19 protein-coding genes are annotated in these 23,296 nt (G+C 47.1%); 11 read left to right on the top strand and 8 right to left on the bottom strand.

The features are described 5' to 3' along the window. Positions 1-686 precede the first annotated feature (686 nt). On the top strand, positions 687-1,784 hold the full coding sequence (locus ACZ444_RS03400) for an integrase core domain-containing protein (protein ID WP_382358215.1): 1,098 nt from the start codon (positions 687-689) through the stop codon (positions 1,782-1,784). A gap of 631 nt (positions 1,785-2,415) precedes the next feature. Here ACZ444_RS03400 and ACZ444_RS03395 read toward each other — a convergent pair. Together ACZ444_RS03395 and ACZ444_RS03390 are read right to left on the bottom strand one after the other, a co-directional pair. Further along, a complete protein-coding gene (locus tag ACZ444_RS03395; RefSeq protein WP_382358216.1) occupies positions 2,416-5,055 on the bottom strand; it encodes an Ig-like domain-containing protein in 2,640 nt (879 codons plus the stop codon). Between the two features lie 105 nt (positions 5,056-5,160). Next, entirely contained in the window at positions 5,161-8,346 is a 3,186-nt protein-coding gene (locus tag ACZ444_RS03390; protein WP_464433576.1) for an S-layer homology domain-containing protein, read from the bottom strand. Between the two features lie 434 nt (positions 8,347-8,780). Between ACZ444_RS03390 and ACZ444_RS03385 the strand changes: the two genes are divergently transcribed. From ACZ444_RS03385 to ACZ444_RS03360, 6 genes are all read left to right on the top strand, one after another. Next, on the top strand, positions 8,781-9,671 hold the full coding sequence (locus ACZ444_RS03385) for a decaprenyl-phosphate phosphoribosyltransferase (protein ID WP_382358233.1): 891 nt from the start codon (positions 8,781-8,783) through the stop codon (positions 9,669-9,671). Between the two features lie 19 nt (positions 9,672-9,690). Next, positions 9,691-11,076 carry an FAD-binding protein gene (locus tag ACZ444_RS03380; protein ID WP_382358218.1) on the top strand — a complete coding sequence of 462 codons (1,386 nt, stop codon included), beginning with the start codon at positions 9,691-9,693 and terminating at the stop codon, positions 11,074-11,076. Then, a complete protein-coding gene (locus tag ACZ444_RS03375) occupies positions 11,076-11,831 on the top strand; it encodes an SDR family oxidoreductase (protein ID WP_464433575.1) in 756 nt (251 codons plus the stop codon). The genes ACZ444_RS03380 and ACZ444_RS03375 overlap by 1 nt, the downstream gene beginning before the upstream one ends. After that, positions 11,831-12,778, top strand: a complete 948-nt coding sequence (locus ACZ444_RS03370; RefSeq protein ID WP_382358220.1) for a lysylphosphatidylglycerol synthase transmembrane domain-containing protein — start codon at positions 11,831-11,833, stop codon at positions 12,776-12,778. Before ACZ444_RS03375 ends, ACZ444_RS03370 begins: the two co-directional genes overlap by 1 nt. An 89-nt stretch (positions 12,779-12,867) precedes the next feature. After that, complete coding sequence (locus tag ACZ444_RS03365) at positions 12,868-13,380, top strand: divergent PAP2 family protein (RefSeq protein WP_382358221.1); 513 nt, start codon at positions 12,868-12,870, stop codon at positions 13,378-13,380. Then, positions 13,380-14,864, top strand: coding sequence for a hypothetical protein (locus ACZ444_RS03360; RefSeq protein ID WP_382358222.1), 1,485 nt, complete (start codon positions 13,380-13,382; stop codon positions 14,862-14,864). Before ACZ444_RS03365 ends, ACZ444_RS03360 begins: the two co-directional genes overlap by 1 nt. Before the next feature lie 185 nt (positions 14,865-15,049). On the opposite strand, the gene ACZ444_RS03355 is transcribed toward ACZ444_RS03360, so the two are convergent. The 6 genes from ACZ444_RS03355 to ACZ444_RS03330 all read right to left on the bottom strand — a co-directional run bounded on the left by ACZ444_RS03355 (position 15,050) and on the right by ACZ444_RS03330 (position 20,265). Continuing rightward, on the bottom strand, positions 15,050-15,721 hold the full coding sequence (locus ACZ444_RS03355; RefSeq protein ID WP_382358223.1) for a sugar transferase: 672 nt from the start codon (positions 15,719-15,721) through the stop codon (positions 15,050-15,052). Further along, positions 15,651-16,664 carry a hypothetical protein gene (locus tag ACZ444_RS03350; RefSeq protein ID WP_382358225.1) on the bottom strand — a complete coding sequence of 338 codons (1,014 nt, stop codon included), beginning with the start codon at positions 16,662-16,664 and terminating at the stop codon, positions 15,651-15,653. The genes ACZ444_RS03355 and ACZ444_RS03350 overlap by 71 nt, the downstream gene beginning before the upstream one ends. Positions 16,665-17,030: 366 nt before the next feature. Then, positions 17,031-18,125, bottom strand: coding sequence for a glycosyltransferase (locus ACZ444_RS03345; protein WP_382358226.1), 1,095 nt, complete (start codon positions 18,123-18,125; stop codon positions 17,031-17,033). A gap of 299 nt (positions 18,126-18,424) precedes the next feature. Then, positions 18,425-18,547, bottom strand: coding sequence for a hypothetical protein (locus ACZ444_RS03340; RefSeq protein ID WP_464433574.1), 123 nt, complete (start codon positions 18,545-18,547; stop codon positions 18,425-18,427). A gap of 47 nt (positions 18,548-18,594) precedes the next feature. Beyond that, positions 18,595-18,801, bottom strand: coding sequence for a hypothetical protein (locus tag ACZ444_RS03335; protein WP_464433573.1), 207 nt, complete (start codon positions 18,799-18,801; stop codon positions 18,595-18,597). Positions 18,802-18,957: 156 nt separating this feature from the next. After that, positions 18,958-20,265 (bottom strand): DUF2254 domain-containing protein, encoded by a 1,308-nt coding sequence (locus ACZ444_RS03330; protein ID WP_382358228.1) that lies wholly within the window; start codon positions 20,263-20,265, stop codon positions 18,958-18,960. A gap of 88 nt (positions 20,266-20,353) precedes the next feature. Between ACZ444_RS03330 and ACZ444_RS03325 the strand changes: the two genes are divergently transcribed. From ACZ444_RS03325 to ACZ444_RS03310, 4 genes are all read left to right on the top strand, one after another. Beyond that, positions 20,354-21,103: a leucine-rich repeat domain-containing protein gene (locus ACZ444_RS03325; RefSeq protein ID WP_382358229.1), complete on the top strand. Its 750-nt coding sequence runs from the start codon at positions 20,354-20,356 to the stop codon at positions 21,101-21,103. A 379-nt stretch (positions 21,104-21,482) separates the two neighbouring features. Further along, entirely contained in the window at positions 21,483-22,247 is a 765-nt protein-coding gene (locus ACZ444_RS03320) for an SDR family oxidoreductase (RefSeq protein ID WP_382358230.1), read from the top strand. 23 nt (positions 22,248-22,270) lie between these two features. Next, positions 22,271-22,720, top strand: coding sequence for a MaoC family dehydratase N-terminal domain-containing protein (locus tag ACZ444_RS03315; protein ID WP_382358231.1), 450 nt, complete (start codon positions 22,271-22,273; stop codon positions 22,718-22,720). Continuing rightward, the gene (locus ACZ444_RS03310; RefSeq protein WP_382358232.1) at positions 22,717-23,118 is read left to right on the top strand and encodes a MaoC/PaaZ C-terminal domain-containing protein; all 402 of its coding nucleotides are present in this window, start codon (positions 22,717-22,719) and stop codon (positions 23,116-23,118) included. The genes ACZ444_RS03315 and ACZ444_RS03310 overlap by 4 nt, the downstream gene beginning before the upstream one ends. The last annotated feature ends 178 nt before the right edge of the window (positions 23,119-23,296 follow it).

Raw genomic sequence — 23,296 nt, 5'->3', positions numbered from 1 at the left:
CCTAGTCTTATGTATCAACCATTAATAGAAAAAACGTAAGTTCAAATTTAATCATATTAAATTTAGTAAATATTCCTACGTTATTTAAATTCATTCTTACTATTATAAACGAAGATTACAATTTTTATTCTTTGTCTAGTACTCTCTTTTTCAAAATTTATATTAAGAATGCATAATGGAGCTGATTCCAACTCCGCCCTTTTCTTGATAGGCCAAATTGCTGATCTACGGTCTTAGCAATTTGGTTTAAGGATTTTGAGTCCTTCAATATCTTTGGATTATCAGTATTATTTGAAGTCGCTGGGACAAGCCTTCCATTTATACGTGTATAGCCCAACGGCAGTTGATTGAAGAATTCTTATCGTCAGAGGCTTGGAGGTGAGGTAGAGGATGACTGATATCCTGAATAAAATCAGTCGAGGCTGCCAGCATGGCCATTAAAAAAATTCTGCATGAGATACTTCCCATACAGAGTCTTCAAACATTATCATCTTAATAAGTTACAGATTAATACAACAAAAAAGTCCCGCAGAGATTTCTCTCCGCAGAACTTCATTCCTGTCAAGAACAATCGTTCGATATATTCCGAGAGTAACAGGCAACTCACCTAATTTCGACAAAGTATTGTATAATCCTGCCATCTTCTAGTATTCTAGTTTTAAATTATGGGTTGGAGGATGTTGCATATGATTTTCATTAAAAATGTTCTTAATCTTTTCAAAAACTGGTCATACTATTTGTGGCAGTTTATAAAACTTGGATTCAAGAGTAAACATGAGATTAAAATGGAAAACATGGCTTTAAGAAGTCAATTGTCTCTTTATATTCATCACTACGAAAAGAAGCAACTTCCAACACCAAGACCTGATCAAGCATTTAGACAACTATGGGTTCTTATTTCAAAAACCTCCAGTATTTGGAGGTCAGTTCTTAAAGTTGTGACACCCAAGACAGTCATTGGATGGCATCGTTCAGCATTTAAAATTTATTGGAAAAGAAAATCCCAGAAACCAGGACGACCCAGATTATCAAATGAATGGATTTACGAAATCAAAAAGATGTCTAAAGACAATTCTTTGTATTCTCCCGAAAAAATACATGAACAATTTTCCTTAAAAGGTTACACTGATGTGCCAGCACCTAATACGATTGCCAAATACCTGCCAGAGACTCGTAAAAATCCGACAAAAAAGCAACTAGAAACCTGGAAGACATTTATGTCTAATCACATGGACGATACTTGGGCTATGGACTTTTTAACCGTTCCCACGATAAAGTTCGAGATCTTATATGTATTTGTTATCATTCACCATAAGACACGCAAAATCATTCATTTCGGCGTTACCAAGAATCCCAACACAGCTTGGGTCAAGCAGCACCTCAGAGATGCAACGCCGTATAGTAAGGCTCCAAAATATCTCATGCATGATAACGATCCGGTTTTCCGTTCGAAAGAAATTAAGGATTTTCTATATTTTTCGGGGATTCAACCAAAAGCAACATCTTTTCGTTCTCCGTGGCAAAATCCTTATGCTGAAAGAGTGAACGGCATATTGCGCAGAGAATTATTCGATCACCTTATTCCGTTAAATGAAAACCACCTGCACAACAAACTGTATGAGTATGTTCACAACTATTATAATTCGCATCGTACACACCAGGGAATCAACAGCAATACACCAATACCAACACCTACGCATTTACCTGTGAACATCAATCAAGCAAAACTAAAAGCGACTCCTGTCCTAAATGGTTTATACCATACTTATGAAAGAGTTGCCTAGTTTCTTATTTTCAATTCTATATTTAGCCCCTCAAAGCCTTTAAAAACATCCTGTGTAAAGGCTCTTTTGGTATGTCTTATTTTAATTCTAACCTCGATAATTCTATCTTTTCTAAATTTTTCAATTTTAATTAGACCTATAATTCTACTAATATAGTTTATTTCATATGGATTTTTATGTATTATTACTGCCGATTTTAATTTTTGAAGCTTACAGCTAATACGAGACCTAAAACGGTTACATATAAAAAACCGGAACGAAACATATTCAACTGACAGACTAATGTTACCATCGATTTTGATGAGTTCCTGGCATTTATAGAACAAATTAAGGATAAACCCAGAAATCTTATACGCAAATTTGTTGCACGATATAAAAATAAATTGGAAGACTTTACACCTGACCAATTTATGAATGACATATTAAAAATCTAGTTCTATAAATATGCACCTTGAAAATCTAAAAAAATTTGTAAATCTCACAGCGGATACTTATAGTCTTTTTTATTTATTGAATATTTAGTTATCTTATCTTTTTATAAAAATACCCTCTCCAAAGCTAGAGAGGGCATTTTTACCAACTTTAGATAGACGATTTAGCATTGAATGGCTAAATTCTATCCACTTATCTCTTATTCACCTGTTGTTTCAGCATTTTCTTCTGCATCAGCAATTCTTTCAACATCTAATTTGTCTACCCCAATAACCTCTTTATCAGCATTGAACCAAGTGTATACTTTAGTCCAAGTTTTGTTATCAGTAAATGCAATATTGTCACCATCAGCATTTTCATAACCTACAGGGTAGTAACCAAAGATACCTGCTCCATCACTTGGATTCTCATACGTAAGATCATGCTGTCCGATTTCAAGTAATTTTCCTCCATCGGTAGAAACATACTTAGCAGTATCGGGAGCATCAACACGAACTCCATGATAAAGATGTTTTTCATTTGCACCTAAATCAGTATTAGGGTTTTGATCTTCTCCGCTAAAATCAGCTGATTCAGAATTATAAGAGAGGGTAGCCTTACCTTTTTCACTATTATAATTATATTCTACACCAGAAACTTGAGTTGCCCCTTGTTTAACGCGTGATTTAGGAGAACTAGCCATTTCACTGAAATCAACATTCAAAGTAATAATGTCATCTACTGAAATTTCATCATTGTCTACAGTGACAGTATCCATTACCAATGTCGCTTCACCTTCTCCTTGATAATCAACACCATCATCGGCAATAACATCATCATTATCAGATGTGAAAGTAGCAGCGGTTACTGAAGAATCATTACCATCAGCATCTTTTGAATTAACGATTTCATTTAAATCATCAAGGAAATCCAAGTTTTCAGCATCAATAGTGCTGTTTGTGAAATCAACTGATGCTTTTTCCTCAGTATCTACTATGTTGAACGAATCACTAAATACTTCGATAGAGCCAACTTTAGCTGTTACAGTATAAGTTTCGCCAGCTTTAAATACATCATTGCTTCCACTTTCTTCAGTTGCATTAGCATCTACTGGATTATTTGTAGAAACAACTTTACCATCTTCATCTTTCACTTCATATTCAACATTAGAAGGTTCTTGACCGGTTTTCACGCCATCAGCATCAACTGGGTATACAGAAAGATTCATTTTATCTTCTGTATCATCGTTTTTATCGCCATTTTTATCAAGTTCATTTTCGAAACCTTCTACAGTATAATCATCAACAGCACCAGCTTCTGTAACATTTACATTAACGGTTGTTTTAACATCATCATTAACTTTTACTTCTACTGTTGCATTACCTGATTTCTCATTTTTTGGAGCAATTGATAGCTTTCCATCAGCAAATGATGCATCGACTACATCCTTTCCTGATAGAACTTCGATGTTAATTTCTTCGTCTCCTGTTAATGTATATCCATTACCATATTGATCTTTTACATCAACATCTAATTTAGTTGGGTCCGTAATTTGATTTGAAATAGATACTTCTGTGTCTTCAACTTCAAGTGTTGCTGCTTTTGCATCAGCTACAACTTCTGCTTCAATTGTTTTGGTTACATCACCGCTTGTTACTTTAACTGGTACTTTACCTTCTTTAAGGGGTTTGATTTCACCCGAATTACGATCAACTAGTGCTACTGTTTTATCTAAAGATTCATACTTAACGGTATCAGGATAATTTGTCTCTCCAAATTGGTCCTTACCAGCTATATGAACAAACTGTGAACTTTCAGTGTTCATTTGTACAGTCGTGTTTTGTTCATAGTTTTTACTTTCAAACAGACTTGCATCTTCAGGGCTTTTATCAGCAATAGTCCAATCAGTTATTTCAGCAAGTGTGGAATCTTCTGCTTTTACAGAGATTCTTTCGGATTTAACTAACTCTTTACTATCTTTATCATTTGCTACAACATAGACAAATGCAGTATCATCAGCGCCCAAATTAATGACAGAGTCCGAATCGTTTTTGAATTCAGCAGTTGTTTCAAATGAAACGTTAGCTGAAGAAGTAATATCTAAACCATTTTCATCAAGAACTTTATAATCTAAGGCCTTAGATAAATTAACTTCACCTGAATTGTGTTGTACAGTTTGTGTCGTCTCAGTTTCAATTGTGGTTGCTTCACCAATTTCAAATTCAAGGTCTGATGATACTGTTTCTCCATCTACGTCAACTGAGAATGTATACGTATCGCCTGATTTGAGGTCGTTATAGAATTCAACTTTAAGATTAGTTGATTCACCAGCAGCAAAAGTTTGCGCTTCTGGTTCAACCACTTCAACGGATTTAACATACTGTTTTTCACCGTCTTGGTTGGTAACTGTTAAATTATCTTTTGAAACCTCTTTAAGCTCAGTGTTCATTGTTACTGAAGCTTCTTTAGGGTTAATCGCACTTACAGAGTCAACTGAAGCTTCAGTATTTACTGGATCAGCTGCTTCAACCCAATCGCTCATTCCACCATCAGGGTTCTGGCTTTTTGCATAGTTTAAAGCTGCCGGATCATAAGTTTTGTCATTCACTTGAACTGTTTCGATTGGATTTTTTAAATCTCCATCGTTATTAAAATAAGTGTCATGACCTTCAACATCTGGATTATTTTTAAGATAGTTTAAACTATCGGCGCTCTCTGTTACAGTCTGTCCATTAATTTCAAAATTAACTTCATCTATTTGTGCATCTGCAGCTGCAGAAACCGGTGATACAGCAACGAATGATGTTGCAGCTACAGCGGCTACTGATGCAGTAGACATAACCTTGAAAGGTCTTTTCATATTATAATACCTCCAACTTAATTTTACATGATCTCTTAGTTAAATCCTTGTAAACCTAGAGTCACAGAGTGATCTAGGTTTACAGGGTTAATAAACTTTAAGCACTTATTTCTTTAAAGATACAGTGCCTTTATTTAATTCTTCAACTGAAGGATTAAGGTTTGATTCAATAAAGATTCCATTCGGTCCAATATCTTTATTAAAGTTGATTTCGGATGTTTCATCTCCGGTTTTAACAACAACTACTGACTCCTTAGTAGCATCAGCGAAAACACCTTGTAAATCATCAAGTGTGAATTGAACCGAAGATCCGAATCCTGTTGCATCTTCTTGAACTGTTGCATTTAAGTCATCTAAACTTACCATGTCTTCACCTACAGTGATATCCATTGAGTCTGTTGCGTCACCTTTTGATACGGTTGCAGTGTATTTACCATCTTCGATAGCACTATCAAATGTGAATGCACCTTCAAAAGAACCATTTTCTGCTACAGATGCGGATACATCTTTATCTACATCATTACCTGTAAGGTTAAGATTTAGGTCTTCACCTTGTTCAACATTCTTAGTTGAACCAGTAACTGTGATTTCATTATCATCAGCATTAACGTTTGAGTCATCAAAGCTAACAGAAGCTTCTTTGTCACCAGCGTCTGGATCACCGTCGAATGATGCAACTTCGAATGTCCAGTCATCGCCGTCTGGTTTAACGGTCAATTCAACGTTGTCATTGTCAGCCAGCATTTTTTCAAATGCGTCTTTATCAAGGCTGTTGCCATTCATGTTAGTGAATGATCCATTTTCATAACTGATAGCATTCTTATCATCCAGGCTGATTGTCTGGTTATCAGTGTCATAGCTTGCAACGGTTCCAGTGTACTCGCCACTGATCTCGTCTGAATCAGCAAAGTGAATGTCAGCTTCCTGATCAGGCAGACCATGGGAAGAAGCTTCAACTTGTGCGTTTGTTTCAGAAGTGCCATCTGCACTTTCTACATCAATGGAAGCAAAACCGTCAGTTGCTTTAACCGTAACTGTTTGTGTTTTGCCTTGCTTAACGGTTACAGGACTTTGATCATCTTTGAAAGTACCAGATACTTCAAGATCATTTGCGCCGGCTGTTACTTCGAAGTTAACCGGAGCATCGCCATCTTCAGCATAGTAGTCGAATCCGTTCTGATCTTGTGACTGATAGCCGAACGTTACAGTTTTATCAGCTGTTGTCCAGTCAACGTTTTCGCCATTGACTGTGGCAGTGAGCTCTGAATTAGCTACATCAGCATCGACAAAGTAAGTCTTTTCAGCTGTGCGCTGCAGGTCAGCACTGTCCAGTTCACCGTCATCATTGCCATTATCAAGGAAGATTGTTGGCATTGCGAAACCATCTTTCTCGCCTGTCAGATGGAATGTGATTTGACCGTCCTCATCTGCTTCATACATTTGAGGTGTTCCTTCTTCAGCTTTAACAAGGTTGTCTGCATCTGCAGGGTCCGTGATATTAACATCTTTATCACTGCTGAGAGCGCCGTCTTCAAATACAACGCCTACGTCGGTGCCTTCTGGAACACGATCGCCATCTTCATCTGTCACGGTAACTTGATAGTCGCGGCCGCCCATGCCTTTATCAGTGTCAGCTGCAGCGCGCTGCTCACCTTGTGCATCAATGTTGATGCCAAGTGAATGTGTCAGTTCAAATGTTACAGCTGAACCTGCTGCCTGACGCTCAGTGGCATCAATTTCATTTTCGTTGGCTCCGTCAGCGAATACAACTGGTGTTACAGTCGCATTATTGCCGGACAGTGTGAAGGTTGCTTCACCGTCTTCATCAAGTTCAATCTCAACGGCTTCGCTGCCGCCGGTTGTAACCTGAGAAGGATAGCCTTTGTTATTGCCTTCTGAATCAATCACGTCAACGGAACGAACTAATTCATCAGGATCAACATTCGTGTTTTCTTCAAATGCAATGTTGATGGTTTCGCCTGGCATGCCAGTAACTTCATAGGCTTTCTTAGCGCCGTTAGCTAGCGTGTCATTGTCTTTAACTTCATCAATGCTGAGTGATTCGCCCCAGTATACTGAAGCTGTGTCAAACACATCACTTTTTTGAGTTGCATAAGCTACAACACTGTCATTGCTATTTCCTTCATCGTAATAACGCGTGTAGGAATACTCAGCAACGCCTTCTTCATTTGTGTTTGCTTCAACTTCGATTGTTTCGTTATCGTCATTATCGTTTGTGATATTGAATGTGACAGGAATGCCTGCAGCTGACTCGTCCTCATCAACGTCAACTTGTGCTTTCAGTGTCACTTCTTCACCGATTGTACCCTGCAGGGATTTCGTCGTAACCTCTACGTTATCCGGGGTAACAGCAGAAACACCTGTGAATTTACCGAGTTTGTCACCGTCTCCAGTAACCGTGTACTCTTTGTTAGCTTCCTGTGCTGATGTTGTTAATTTAACAACGGAATCGTCTGTCTGCTTAACAACAGCATCGTTTATATCAAGGCCATCGATAGCGAAATCAATATCGGCAACGTTGTTCACATCTTCGCCGAAGTCAACTTCAACGGTTGTGTTGTTAACAGCACTAACGGATGCTGCTGCACCAGGAACGCCTTCTTCTACAACATCCAGCGTTTTCTTCATCATGGTTGCGAACTGATCACGACGGATATCGAGATAAGCATCATAATTGTCGAGTGCAACCGTGATGCCCAGGTTAGCTAGTGTCTGAACATTGTCTTCATGGTCTTTACTGATATGGTTCTTGTTCAGATCAACGCTTTCGCCTTTGTCATACTTGTTCAGGTCGAAGCCTTCAACAAGCGCTGTTGCCATTTGTTCACGTGTGATGTTGTCATACTCGCCGAAGTCGCCGTTATTGCCAATGAAAATACCAGCTTCTGTGACAGCTGCGATAGGTTCAGCATAGTCACTGCTTGCATCAACATCATCATATTGATTGAGCACGTCGCTGACATTGCCAGGAACATCAAGATCAAGTGCATTTGTCAGCATAGCGGCTACCTGACCGCGCGTGATGCTGTTATATGGACGGAAAGTACCGTCATCATGCCCTTTGATAACACCTTGCTCAGTGAGCTGCATAATGTTTTGAAAATGCTCATGATCCTGTGAAACATCAGAAAAACTTTCTGCAGACACTGCAGGTGCTACGGCTGCGACTGTCGCAGATGCTGCCATTGTCGAAATGGCCGCGTTACGGAACGTTTTCTTATTCATAGTAAAACGTGATCCTCCCTTTGCTGGAATATTTGTCTTTTTCATATGTTGTGTACACAAACAGAAATTCTATGAAAAAGCTGATAAACCTATTTAATAGAATACAAGTCTATTATAGGGACAATGGAACATCCTGTCAACACTCCCAAAAAGTGTCAACGGTGTAAAAAAGTCCCGCCATTGTTAGGCTTTTCCCCATATGACCTGTTGGGCATTATATGGGTTTTTTTGCTAGATTGCAAGGATTTTACATCCTTTTTCATAACTTTTAAATACATCTGAAATCAATCCTGTTCAAGCCCACTTGTCAGTATATGCCCCAAGTCGCAGTCTATGATGCGATTTTAATTGAGATCCCTGACTGATTTCTGACATCGGGCGAGTGGCAGTGGTCGATTGGTGCGCGGCTGTGTTATAATCAGAGCGGACAGTGCGAGGCGTCTCCGGCCGGATTTGGCTGAAGGCTTCCGCTGGAGACTATTCGAATCGGAGCGATCAGCATGAACCGAATTCCTACATTATTATGGCGCGAATTGCGACCGAAGCAATGGACGAAGAATCTTTTAGTTTTCGCCGCATTATTATTCTCGTTTCCGCTGTCAGATGGACAGCCTGTGTGGCTGGCCGTTTTTGGCTTTCTGGCTTTCAGCTTGACGGCGAGCAGCATTTACATACTGAATGATTTCCAGGACCGGGAAGCTGACCAGCATCATCCGGACAAGCAATATCGTCCGATCGCCTCCGGGGCTCTTCCGCCGGGTCTCGCGCTCGCAGCCGGTGCTGGTCTGCTGCTCTTGTCGCTGGCTGCAGCTGTCTGGCTGCGCCCGCTGTTCGCGCTGATCCTTTTAATCTATTTTCTCATTAATGTGTGGTACAGTTTTTATCTGAAGCATGTGGTGATTATCGATATGTTCGTCATCGCGTCCGGCTTCGTGCTGCGGGCGATTGGCGGGGCGGTCATTATCGGGGTGCCCTTCACGCCGTGGTTCCTGCTGTGTGCGATGCTTCTGTCGCTGTTTTTGGCGATTGGCAAGCGGCGGCATGAGTTAGTGCTCGCGCGTACCACGAGCGGTGAGTATCGCAGGGTGCTTGATGATTATTCGCTGCCGTTCCTCGATCAGCTGACGAGTATTGTGACCTCGGCGACGATTGTCTCCTATGCGGTGTTCAGCTTCACGGCAGCGGCGACGGTCCATTTAATGTGGACGATTCCGTTTGTGATTTACGGTATGTTCCGCTACCTTTACCTCGTGCAGGTGAAACAGCAAGGCGGGGCGCCAGAACGGGTGCTGCTGGAAGACAGGCACATTCTGATCACCGTCGTGCTGTATGTGCTGAGTGTTGTGTGTATTTTAACGCTTGTTGATTAACAGTTAGGAAGTGAGTAACGTGGCAAAACCAACGAAACGCGAAATGTCAGGGTGGGGTCACTACCCGCGCTTGACCGGCTTCGTGCATCAGCCGGAGACCATCGGTGAGATGCAGCGTATTCTGCGAGAAGCTGGCGGCGAGCCGCAGATTGCCTATGGTCTGGGCCGCAGCTACGGCGATGCGGCACTGAATGAGGATGCCGGCATGATCCGGACTGATCAGCTGACGCACCTGCTGGCGTTCGATGAGGCGACCGGCATGCTGACGTGTGAAGCAGGTGTTACGCTTTCCGATATCATGGATGTCTTTCTGCCGCGCGGCTATTTTCCGGCGGTCACTCCGGGGACAGCGTATGTCACCGTCGGCGGCGCTATCGCTAATGATGTGCACGGCAAGAATCATCACCGCGACGGCAGTTTTGCCGAATGTGTCGAAAGTTTTGACCTGCTGCTGGCAAGCGGTGACATCATTACGTGCAGCCGGGAGCAGAATCCTGAGGCTTTTTGGGCAACGATTGGCGGGATTGGCCTGACCGGGCTGATTGTCCGGGCGACGCTGAAGCTGATGCCTGTGGAAAGTTCAGGGATTCGCGTCACCTATGAGAAGGCGGCTAATCTGGGTGAAGCGCTCGATAAGTTCGCCGCCCAGGATCAGGATTATCGATATTCGGTTGCCTGGATTGACTGCTTGAGTGAGGGTGATTCCCTCGGCCGCTCGGTGCTGATGCGCGGTGAGCATGCTGCGGCGGATGAGTGGCAGCCGGCGAACAAGAGCCCGCTCGCGATGCCGGACAAGCCGTCCCTGAAAATGCCGGTCTATGCGCCGGGGTTTGTCCTTAACCGCTGGAGCATCAAAGCTTTTAACAATCTGTATTACCGCTCGTATAAAAATGAGACGAAGCTGGTTGATCTGGCGTCGTTCTTCCATCCGCTCGATGCCATTCAGGACTGGAATAAATTTTACGGGAAAAATGGCTTCGTGCAGTATCAGGCCGTGTTTCCGAAGAATCATGATCCAGAGGAAGGTGTGCGCCGTGTGCTGGAAAAACTGAGCCATGACAAGCGGGCATCGTTCCTGGCCGTGCTGAAAAGCTCTGGTCCGGCAAGTGGCGGGCTGCTGTCGTTTCCGGTGGAAGGCTATACGCTGGCGCTGGACTTGCCGATAAAGGATAACAGCCTTTTCCCCTTTTTACGCGAGCTGGATGCGATTGTGCTCGCACATGGCGGGCGTGTCTACCTAGCGAAGGATGCCGTGCTGGATGCTGATACGTTCCGGGCGATGTATCCCAGCTGGCAGCGTTTTATGGATGTGAAGCGGCAGCTCGATCCCGAGGGGTTGTTTTCCTCGTCGATGGCACGGCGGATCGCTCTGGATGATCATTATGATACAGCGAGGTGGTTATGATGCGCGTATTGATACTCGGCGCCAGCTCCACGATTGCACAGGCAACCGCAAAACGGCTGGCCGCCCGGAAAATCGATTTAGTTTTAGCAGGCCGGCGGACCGAGCAGCTGGAAACGATGAAACAGGACCTGGAAATCCGCTATCAGGCAGCTGTGTCGGTTAAGTATTTTGACGCGCTGGACTTTGACCGGCATGAAGCCTTTTTCAATGAAGCGGTCAAGGAAAGCGGCGGCCTGAGCGCTGTGCTGCTGATGTATGGCGCGATGGGCGACCAGCAGGAGGCGGAACATTCCTTCGCGGTCGCACGTCAGATGATTGATGTGAACTATACATCGGCGGTGTCGCTGTTAAATATCGCGGCGAATTATTTTGAAGGTCAGCAGAAGCGGCGGAAGCGCGGCGGCTTTATCGGGGCGGTGTCCTCGGTGGCTGGTGACCGCGGCCGCAAGAGCAATTATATCTATGGCTCGACGAAAGCTGGCCTAAGTGCTTATATGCAAGGCCTGCGCAACCGGCTGCACAAGTCCGGCGTGCAGGTGCTGACGATCAAACCGGGCACCGTGGATACGAAGATGATCGAGCAAACGGCTGATGACTCGCCGCTGATTGCCAGTGCGGATAAGGTAGCGCGTGATATTGACCGGGCACTCGGGAAGCGGGGCCGGAATGTCGTGTATACGCCGTGGTTCTGGCTCGTGATCATGCTCGTGGTGAAGCTGCTGCCGGAGTCGCTGTTTAAACGGACGGATCTGTAATGAAACGAACAGGCTATGGCCGCCTGTTTCCCAAGGTCATAACCGGCGTGATGCTCGGCGTGATTGTCGTTGCTGTGCTGCTGTTGTTCGGGGATCTGCAGCGGGTCGGTGATGTGCTCGTGACGATGCCCTGGCAGATGCTGGGGCTCGCGTTTTTACTGACGCTTGCGAGTTATGGCCTGCGTTTGTGGAAATGGCAGGCATTTTCCCGCTGGGCGTCTTTTCCGGTGAGCCGGCGTGATAACACGGCGATTTTTTTCATCGGGCTGATGATGTCGATCACCCCGGGGAAAGCCGGTGAGCTGATTAAGTCGTATTTGCTGAAGCAGCGTGCGGGCGTCGCGTACACGGCATCGGCGCCGGTGGTGATTTACGACCGGCTGAGTGATCTGCTGGCGATGCTGCTGCTGATTGGCAGCGGCCTGTTGATTTATCCGATCGGAGCGCCGCTCATCCTGCTGGTTGCAGTGGCGATTGTGGCGTTCTTTCTCCTGCTCGGGCGCCGGCAGCTGACGGGATGGCTGATACAGCTGGTCACCAGGCCGCGGCGTTTACGGCGGTTCCGCCTGGGGCTGCACCGATTTTACCGGCAGATGCGCTTCTTCATGCAGTTTCGCCTGCTGAGCTTTTCGTTTCTGTTGAGCGCTGCTGCCTGGCTGCTGGAATGCGTCAGTCTGTATGTCGTGATTCAGGCGGTCGGGGTGGATATCTCCCTCGCCGCCAGCATTCTGATTTTCAGTCTCGGGACACTTGCCGGCGCGCTATCGATGATTCCCGGCGGTCTCGGTGTCGCGGAAGGCAGCATTGCCGGCCTGCTCGTCTATTTCGGCGCGGGCGGCAGCATGGCGGTGACGATTTCGCTGGTCATCCGGTTTGTCACGCTCTGGTTCGGGGTGATTCTTGGGGTGCTGGTGTTTCTGCTGACGCGGCGACGGTTTTCTGGCTGAGTGTGAATGGTGGCTTCACAAAAATCGAGCAATTGAAATAGCCGGTTCTGACCGGCATCCTCATGAAGATGTTTTAAGGAGTGGTTCGCGTGCCCTACTTTCTCGCCCCCCTCATCGGCTGGCTGGCGGCCGGCTGTTTGAAATTCGCATTGAACGTCATAACATATGGCCGGGAAGCCGTTAAACATGGCGGCAATGGCGGCTTTCCCAGCACGCATACGGCGACGGTCTCCTCGGTCGCCTTTTTGATCGGATTCGGAGAAGGATGGCTGTCACCGGCATTCGGTGCGGCGATTGGTCTGCTGATGATCGTGATGATCGACGCCACGGGGCTGCGCGTCGAGGTCGGCAAGCAAGCGGCAGCTATTAACCGGCTGAATGGTGTGCAGGCTGGTGAACGCGGCGGCCATGACGCGAGCTTTGACCAGCCGTTGCAGGAGTGCAGTGGTCGCGTTGAGGGGAACAGCCAGCGCGAAATCGCTGAACAGCCGCTGCGTGAGCGCTCCGGCCACACGCGTGCTGAACTTGCCGGCGGCCTGGCTGTCGGACTGGCAGTCAGTGCGGTGCTGTACGGTCTATTTTCCTGGTGGGGGTGGTCCTGATGAAGCCGAAGAAGCGTTTGTTAGCCGCTGATGGGCTCTGGCTGTGGCTGTTTTTCCTCGTGTACAGTGCGGCCCTGCTTGTGCGCGCGGCGCTTGATCCGGACGGTTTTTTGAGCTCGGATTCGGCGCATTATCTGCAGCTGGCGCAATCCATTTTAAACGGTGACGGGCTGTCGACAGCGAATTATGTTGACGGCATGAGCACCTATTTCGCCACCTGGCCGGTCGGTTATCCGGTGCTGATTGCGCTGACAGCGTTTATCAGCGGGCTGGGTGTGTTCTGGGCGGCGAAAGTCGTCAATATCATCTGTCTCGGCCTGTGTTTTCTGCTGCTGCAGCGGCTGTTTCGCGGGCGGTCCGCCGTTTTGGCGCTCGTGTTCAGCATCAGCACAATAAGCAGTCTGTTTGTCCGGACATGGTCGGAGGTGCCGTTTCTGTTCGGGCTCTTGTGGCTCGTATTCGGGCTCACGCGTTTTATCCAGACGGAAAAGCGCGGCTACATCGCGCATTTATTTTTCGCGTCTTTATGGTTATTTTTTATGCGTTATATCGGCCTGATCGGCGCCGGCATCGTCGGACTTGTCGGATTTTATTATTTGGTCCGGCGGCGGTGGAAGCCGATGCTGTTATGCTGGGTGAGCGGCAGCGCGGTGCTGGCAATCGGCGGCTTCTATTTGCTCGTGAACTGGGCTAAGACAGGCTTGTTTACGGGCATGGAGCGAATCCCCCGGCGCGATACGGCGGCGGAATTTGTTACGATGCTGCGCGACGGCGTTTTATCAGAGCTGGATTTGTTTTCTGTGGAAATGAACGGGAGCCTGCTGGCGAGCGTCGTGCTGGTGGTGCTCGCTCTAGTGCTGTTTGTCCGGCCGCGCTACATCCTGAGACTGTTCCGGCTGCCCCGGGAGCAATGGCTTGTGCCGGGCTTATGCCTGTTCGTTGGCGCTGTTTATTTCACCGGAATTGTCGCCATGCGCTGGTCGGCATTTTTTGATCCGTTTAATTTCCGGCTGCTGGGACCGGCCACATTTATGCTGGCGCTTGCCCTCGTCAGCTGGATAGCTGGCGTGGATAAGCGGGCGTGGCCGTCATGGCGGCGGGCGCTCACACTCGTCTTTGGTGTCGTATTTCTCGTGACGGTCGCTTATCCGGTGTATTCGGCGGCCGAGTCCGATGAGGCGACGTACCGTGAAACAGCGGCATCGGTGAGTGAGACCTACCAGGCGATTCCTGAGGGCAGCATCATCGCGTTTGAAAACATTCACGCGCGGTATCTGCGCCCAGATATTCAATTTATCAAGGTGCACTTCCGGCCGTATTTTGCGGAGCCGGAATCGCTCACAGAATTCCGTGAGCGGGTGACGCCAAATGACGCGGCGGGCGTCTATTTCCAGCATGAGTCGCTTCAAGGCTACGATTATGATGCGAGTTTTGAGATCATGATGCAAGATAATGATAAGACGTTTATTCCGATGCGGCAGTAAGGGACTGGATGTCTCTGCTGCCGTTTTTTTGGTTGGGTGTGCGGGGTGCGCGGGTGTGATGGCGGCGTCGTGGCGGTGGTTGCGGCGGATTCAGCGGCTTCGGCAGCTTCGGCGTGGATTGGGCTCTGTTCCGTCAGTTTTAGGTTTCGGATATAAAAAAACCACTGCTTTTCGGAAGCAATGGACTAGACAGCGTCACCGGCGCGGAAGACGCTGCTGATCGTTTTCAAGATGATTTTTAAGTCGAGTCTCAGACTGAAGCGTTCGACGTAATCGAGGTCGTGGCGGATCTTTTCCCCGTGATTCAGGCTGCGGCCGTTCACCTGTGCCAAGCCGGAGATGCCCGGTTTAACGGCGAGGCGCTTGCGCTGATTGGCATTATAGCAGCGGGTGATCTCGATAATTTCCGGGCGGGGGCCGATCAGGCTCATGTCCCCTTTCAAGACATTCAGAAACTGCGGCAGTTCGTCCAGGCTGTATTTGCGAATGAAGCGGCCGGTTTTCGTGATGTTCGGGTTATCCAGTGCGGATGACTTGAACACAAAATCGTCCGGGACGCCATTTTTCCACGTATAAGGATTGGCGGCTGCGGCAGATGGGGCACTCGGCTTGTTTGTCATCGAACGGAATTTATAAATGTGAAAGACCGTATCCCCCCGGCCGCTCCGCTTTTGCCTGAACATGACTGGGCGGCCGTCCTCAAGCATGATGCAGGCGGCAACCGCGAGCAGGACGGGCGAGAGCACCAGCAGGCAGATGAGGCTGACCGCGATATCGATCAGCCGTTTACAGGCTAACTGAAAAGGCGTCCCGGATCGTCCGGATTGCTTCCTCATCGGCTGCTGTGAGGTGCTCATGCCGCTTCACGCCTCCCTTACCGTCAGCGATGCCGACAATCTGGCCGGGGCGCGTAATACTGTCGACGATCACCGACCCTGCTTCGCCGATGAAACCGCCGGCAACAAGCGTTATCCCCGAAATTTCTGTTTTGCCGAAGACATCGCGGAAAAATTCGGTTATGTAGTTGTCCGCGGCCATAAGCTGATACGGCAGGCCGAGGCGCACATCGAGCCTGGTGACGGTCAGACCCCGGGCGGTGAGCTGTTGAATCAGCTGACCGCTGAAATTATTGATGCCGCCGTCAACGAGAAATGTCTCCGGCCCGATATAAGGCAGGAGCCGCGCTTCCTCCTGAAACTGGCCAATAATAAAGGCGATCACCGCCGCAGCCGGCTGCCCGTCATCCGGCAGTTCGCTAAACGAGCGGACCGGTGCCGAATAAGCCGGCACAAACGTATTCAGGCCGTCGATCACGTTCTGTTCTTTTGTCCGGGACCGGCCGAGCATATAAACACGGGCCTGCCGCTCGCTCAGTCTCAGTGTGATTTTACTGGCGAGATTGCCTGTCCCAATAATCACGATGCGTCTGTTCTCGACATCATCGCCGAATTGCTGGCGGATGAGCATATCACACGCCTCGACGGCCATATCGTTGGGCTTGAGCGCCTCAAGCCTTGAATGCTGCAGCATTTGTTTGGCCGTCTGGAAGAGGCTGATTTCTTTTTTCTGCTCGATATCGACATAAATGGTATCGACCTGGCCGTCAAAGACATCGAGCGTCTCCCGCAGCAGATCCTCCCGGTCGATCAGGAAGCCGGCGATGGCTGTATCTTTCGTATACCGGCGCGGGAGGACTAAAAAGTCATTGCCGGCGCGCGCGGTGCTGTTAATTGTCACAGCGGTATGCTGACTGCCGCTGATCGCATTCAATTCGTCGTGCAGTTGTTCTGTAACTCCCATAAGGTTCATCCTTACCATATAGTATCGCCTCATGTGTGAGGTGGTTGTTTAGCGTTTTTGCGGTGCGGTTGGTGGTGCGGGTGCCGGTGCTGTGCGGCTCGCCCGTGCGGTGCGCGCGGGTGCCCGTGCTGTGCGGCTCGCTCGTGTGGTGCGTCATTGTCATGCGCCTCACCCGCTCGTGCGGGTGCGCGTCATTGTCATGCGCCTCGCCCGCTCGTGCGGGTGCCGATTTTGCGTGCGGGCCATTTTGTCGCAGCACAGACGCTTTCATCAATTTTGCACCATTGCGCACCGTTTTCCTCTGATTTGATCTAATCTCAAGGCTGGTGCGATTTTCGCGCAGGATGCACACCTTTTCCCGCCGGATTAGCGGCCCGCCAGCTGCTGATACACCGCCTCCATCTGGCTGACATTAGCCTGCCAGTCATAATGCGTCCGGACGAAGGTCCTTCCCTTCTCGCCCATTTGCCGGCGCAGGTCCTGTTCAGTCGCGAGCGTCTGCAGTTTTTCTGCTGCTGCTTCAATATCATCGCCATCGACCGTGAAGCCTGTTTCGCCGTCCTGCACCACTTCAGGCAGGCCTTCCGCATCACTTGTGAGAACCGGCACACCGCAGGCGGAGGCTTCCAGTACGGCAACACCGAAACTTTCCTGTCTGGAGAGCGCCTCATAAATATCCAGCTGATGCAGCTGTTCTGGCACGTCCTCGTTCGGCACCGCTCCGCAAAACGTCGTGATGTCGGCAAGGCCGAGTGACAGCGCCTGCTGTTTGAGCTCATCTTTTTGCGGGCCGTCTCCGACGATGCGGACACGGATCCTGGCGGCAAGCTCATTTTGCGACGCGAAGTGCAGATTTTCCAGCAATTGGCATATCGAGCGGAGCAGCCGGTCGATGCCATAGATCGGTTCGAGCTTTTTGACCGTACCGATGGTAATCAAGCTATTATCCTGTTTAGGTGCCTCGGCTGGCTGAAAGCGGTCCAGATCAATCCCAAACGGAATCACATCAATAGGCCGTTTCGACTGCAGAAACGTTTCCGTTCGCGCCTTCATCGCGTGACTGGTCGACGTGACGTGTGTGGCCGCCTGCAGATTTTTGGTTAAAAGCCTCTGCTGGCGCTCCCCGCGCTCAGGAAACGCGAACACATCACTCCCCCAAACAGAAAGAAGCGTTGGATTAAAGCGCACGAGCCTTGCCAAAGTGCCATAACCGCTCGCATAATGCGCATGCAGCACATCAGGGTCCATCTGCCGGAGTTGTTTCCGGGCCTCGAAAACATTCAAATAATAGCCGGCCGGTGCCTTCACACGCAGCTGGATCACGTGCACCCGCTGATCAATCGCATCCCTGGCCGGTGCATGCATCGTGATAAGCGAGACATCGTGGCCTCTTGCTGCCATGGCGTTCACCCAGCGGACCGTATGTATGACCGATGCCGGCGCCATATAGCATAATCGCATGTTTGACCTTCCCATCCCTTTTTCAATACTTGCATGTCAATTTTAGTCCCTATTATTATAACATGAAGCAGCGCAAAATGGCAGGCGTTTTTTCTTTTAAGTTAGTGAGATTTGCAGAATTTCATGAAGAGGGAGATGCGGGTTGGGGGCGGGGGGAATCGATCGGGGTGCACCGGAAATCGATCGGGGTGCATCGGAAATCGATCGAGCACCTCCCAAATTCGATCGGGGTGAACAGAAAATCGATCGAGCACAGCACAAAGTCGATCGGGCTGTACCGGATTTCGATCGAGCACCTCTCAAATTCGATCGGGGTGCACAAGAATTCGATCGAGCACAGCACAAAGTCGATCGGGGTGCATCGGAAGTCGATCGAGCACCTCCCAAATTCGATCGAGCCGCATCGGATTTCGATCGAGCACAGCTCAAAGTCGATCGAGCCGCATCGGAAATCGATCGAGCACAGCACTCAAAGTCGATCGGGGTGCACAAGAATTCGATCGAGCACAGCACAAAGTCGATCGGGGTGCATCGGATTTCGATCGAGCACCTTCCAAATTCGATCGGGGTGCATAGAAAATCGATCGAGCACCTCCCAAAGTCGATCGAGTTGCATCGGAAATCGATCGAGCACCTCCCAAATTCGATCGGGGTGAACAGAAAATCGATCGAGCACAGCTCAAAGTCGATCGGGGTGCACAGGAAATCGATCGAGCACCTCCCAAAGTCGATCGAGCCGCACTGAATTTCGATCGAGCACCACTCAAAATCGATCGAGCACCTCCCAATTCCGCGCGAGCACAGCACAAAGTCAGATGCCTTTTCCCCTTCCTTAGAGTGTCAGTTCTTTTCCATAGAGGTTGGTGAACTGGTCGGTCACTTCTTTTAAGTGCTGATAATCCATAGATGGTAAATTTTTGGTATCAATTGCTTCTAATACGTAGTTGCTGAAGTGCCAGATTTCGTCCTGGATCGATGCGCGGCTGACGACTGCGACTTTATACAGGGCGTCCATCATGGTGCAGACCACCGATATGTCGTCTTTTCCGTAATGTTTAATTTGATAAAAACATTTATAGAGGTAGTCGCGGAATTTTTTCTGGGCCATGATTAAGCGCAGTTCCCCGTTCGCGTCTGAATAATAGGCGACCGGTTTATAATTGCCGGCAATTTCGGTCAGGAGACTGCTCAAGCGATGGATGCAATTAATCGCTGTGCTGGGATCATTCTTGCTTGGTGACAGCGCTTTGACCGCGATTTCCACTAATTTTTCAATTGAGAAGGCGATGTCCTGCTGGTCGGTGCGCTCATCACCGATGGCCAGGAATTTATCGTGCTTTTCAATCTGGACATTGTCCTGATCCAGTGACCAGTAATAAAATACCGGCAGACCTTTCGGAACATAATCGCCGACCTGAAATGTGGCTTCGAGCACGATATTGTTGGTGGAAGCCCAGCTGATCAAATATTTGTAATCAACGAGCTGCACATAGCCCGAGCGGCGCGCTTCGATGGTTTTGCGTTCGTTTTGCCGAATCGTATTCGTCTGCGTCTGATCCCAGTTCGGATGTTCACCGTATGAATGTTCCTCGAAAGTACGGGCGATCAGGGCGGATGTTTTATTGCGGAGCACCCCGATCAGGAAATTCACCTGGGCCCAGCGCGCGGAAAAATGGATAAACAGCACAAAGAAGCCGAGCGCGATGATGGTGATCAGCACGATGATGATTGGGCTGAGCAATTCTTTTTGCTTCGTATCGTTTAGCAGCCACAGATTGATCAGAACAAATATAAACCCGAACGTGAACACGCCCAGGACGTGCTGGGTGATTTTGCTTTGCATAAAATTCTGCAGCACGCGGGGTGAGAACTGCGATGAATAGGTTGTCAGCATCACCATGATGGTGGAAAAACTGATCGTCGTCATCGTGAGCATCGCGGTGATTAGCGCGGAATAGAGCTGCTTCGCGATGCTCGGTCCAGTCAGAAAAATATTCGGGATGCTATCGGAAATTTTTGGGACAAGCAAGACATCCAGAGCCGTGACGACAGCCGCTGCCACCAGGGAACACAGCCCGTAGACAGCGGGCAAAAACCAAAATTGCGCCCGGACGGACGGCCAAAATTTCGACTGATTCATGTTGAGTGAGCCTCCTGTCCTGTTCTGAAGAGTTGGTTTTTAGGTTATGCGAAAATACACGCGCCATTCTGCTACGGATTTCGGGTGAGTGCAGCTCGGAAAATCGATCGGGGTGCTCTCAAAATCGATCGAGATCCTCTCAAAATCGATCGGGCTCCTCTCAATTTCGATCGAGCTCCTTCCAAATTCGATCGAGCTCCTCCCAAAATCGATCGGGACGCTCTCAAAATCGATCGAGCACCGCCCAAAATCGATCGAGCTCCTCCCAATTTCGATCGAGCTCCTCCCAATTTCGATCGAGCTCCTCTTAATTTCGATCGAGCTCCTCTCAATTTCGATCGAGCTCCTCTCAATTTCGATCGGGCTCCTTCCAAATTCGATCGTGCACCGCTCAATTTCGATCGAGCTCCTTCCAAAATCGATCGAGCTCCTCCCAAATTCGATCGAGCACCGCCCAATTTCGATCGAGCTCCTTCCAAATTCGATCGTGCACCGCTCAATTTCGATCGAGCTCCTCCCAAATTCGATCGAGCACCGCCCAATTTCGATCGAGCTCCTCCCAAAATCGATCGGGACGCTCTCAAATTCGATCGGGCTCCTCTCAAATTCGATCGAGCTCCTTCCAATTTCGATCGAGCTCCTTCCAATTTCGATCGTGCACCGCCCAATTTCGATCGAGCTCCCCCCCTATTTCGAGCTGCCAGCGAGAGCGATTCAACAAAATTCGGATGAATCAAGTAGGAGTGAACCTCTTTGCCTTATGGTCAATTGTGTATCCCTCCCCTTCCAGTACCCTGCGAGCGATTTTCCCACACATGACTCTGCCTATATTTCTTAACAGAATGTAATTGATACGATCTCTAAGCTGATATATGTTTCCTTTCACAGTTGGTCTTGGTGGTGGAAATTTCTTTAGAAATAAGATGAATTTTTCCCATATAAAAGACTTTTTCTTGTTTTAACCTCTGCAAATTCAAGATGAAACTTCGCGAACGGCGGAAGTACGTTTCAAAGGAAATCTTTAACCTTCTACATTAAATTCGTTTCAGTTAAATTTTCATAACATTTAAAAAATGACGACCATTACATTAATAAAACATCTTTTTAAACATATTAATGGGTAAGGCGTTATATAGCGTTATTAATCAGGGTCAGGGGATTAATTCACTTAAATACAGACCGTACAAACTAATTTTAATAATTGGGAGGAATATATGATGGCCAAAAGATTTAATGGAAGAGTCGCTCTAGTTACAGGTGGAAGTCGTGGAATTGGTAAGGGGGTGGCACAAAAGTTTGCTGAAGAAGGAGCTGAGGTTGCAATTATTGATATTAACGAGGAAGGATTGAATGAGACGAAAAAGGAATTCTTGAGTGAGGGTCATGAAATATATACTAAACGAGTAAATGTGATAAATGCAGAAGAAGCAGAAGCGGCAGTCGAGGATGTCGTTTCTGCATATGGTTCACTTGATATCCTAGTAAACAATGCAGGTGTCATTCGGGATAACCTATTGTTTAAGATGACGGATAATGACTGGGACCAGGTCATGGATGTCCATTTAAAAGGATCATTTAATACTGCAAGAGCAGCGCAAAAATATATGGTCAAGCAAAATTACGGTCGGATTATTAATACATCGTCTACCACAGCTCTTGGCAACCGTGGGCAATCAAATTATTCTGCTGCTAAAGCTGGTTTACAGGGCCTCACGAAGACACTGGCAATTGAACTTGGGAAGTTTGGAATTACCACAAATGCAGTTGCTCCAGGATTTATTGAAACGGAAATGACAAAAGAAACAGCCCAGAGAATGGGGGTCCCTTATGACGATTTTGTAAAGTTTAGTGTAAGTAATATACCAGTAGAAAGAAGTGGTGAACCAGAGGATATCGCCAATGCAGTTACGTTTTTTGCCGATGAAGAATCATCCTTCGTTAATGGTCAAGTTATTTATGTGGCTGGAGGACCAAAGGATTAAATAGATTGAAAGGAGATAGTCACATGTATAAGGAATTGATTGGAAAACAATCAAATAAAATAAGGAACACTGTTGAAAGACAATCGGTTAAAAGATTTGCAGAATCAATTGGAGATCCGCATCCTATTTTTACAGATGAAACGGTTGGCAGACAATCTCGGTACGGAAACAATATTGCACCACCAACTTTTCCACGGGTGTTTGATTATGGGGAAATTGAGGGGCTAAATCTTCCTGAAAAAGGTTTAATTCATGGTGAGCAGACCTATCATTACAATCGACCGCTACTCGTTGGAGAAGATATATATTGTTATGCAAAAGTAGAAAATTTTTATGAGAAAAAAGGCAAAGATGGACGGATGTTTTTTTTAGAAGTGGTTCATTACGGTGAAGATAGTGAGGAAAATATTATCTTTAAGGAAAAAATGACTATCATTTTAACTGAAGCTGTAAGGAAGGCGAAAACAATATGAATAACTTAATAGAATTGCAAGTTGGTGATTCATTAGATGATGTGACACTTGATCCAGTTTCAAGAATGGACTTGATTAAATATTCAGGTGCATCTGGGGATTTTAATCCAATTCATACTATTGATGAAGAAGCTACAAAAGCGGGTTTGCCAGGAATTATTGCCCATGGAATGTGGACAATGGGGAATTTAGCAAAATTATTTACACCTTATTTTGAAGAAGGATTTATTCAGGATTATCAGATTCGATTTTCAGGGATGGTATTCTTAAATGATGTTTTAACTCTAAAAGCAAAGGTCGAAAAAAGTGCAGAAGAATGTCTGGATTTTAAAATTAAAGCTGTCAATCAGCGAGATCAAGAGGTTATTAAAGGAAAGCTGCGGTTTTCTATACAATGATAATGGCTCACTTTATGATTAATTATTTTAATAAAAGGCGTGATTAGCTTATGGATAGAGACGCTGTTATCGTTTCCGCTGTTAGGTCGCCTATTGCAAGACACGGAGGAGCGCTAGCTACAGTTCCTGCTCGTGTTTTTGGTATTTAAATTGACGTTGAATATATATCTAAAAATAG

Source organism: Lentibacillus kimchii (genome assembly GCF_055381965.1).
Note: the sequence above shows the minus strand (reverse complement) of the source record. Positions and strands in the feature narration are given on the sequence as shown.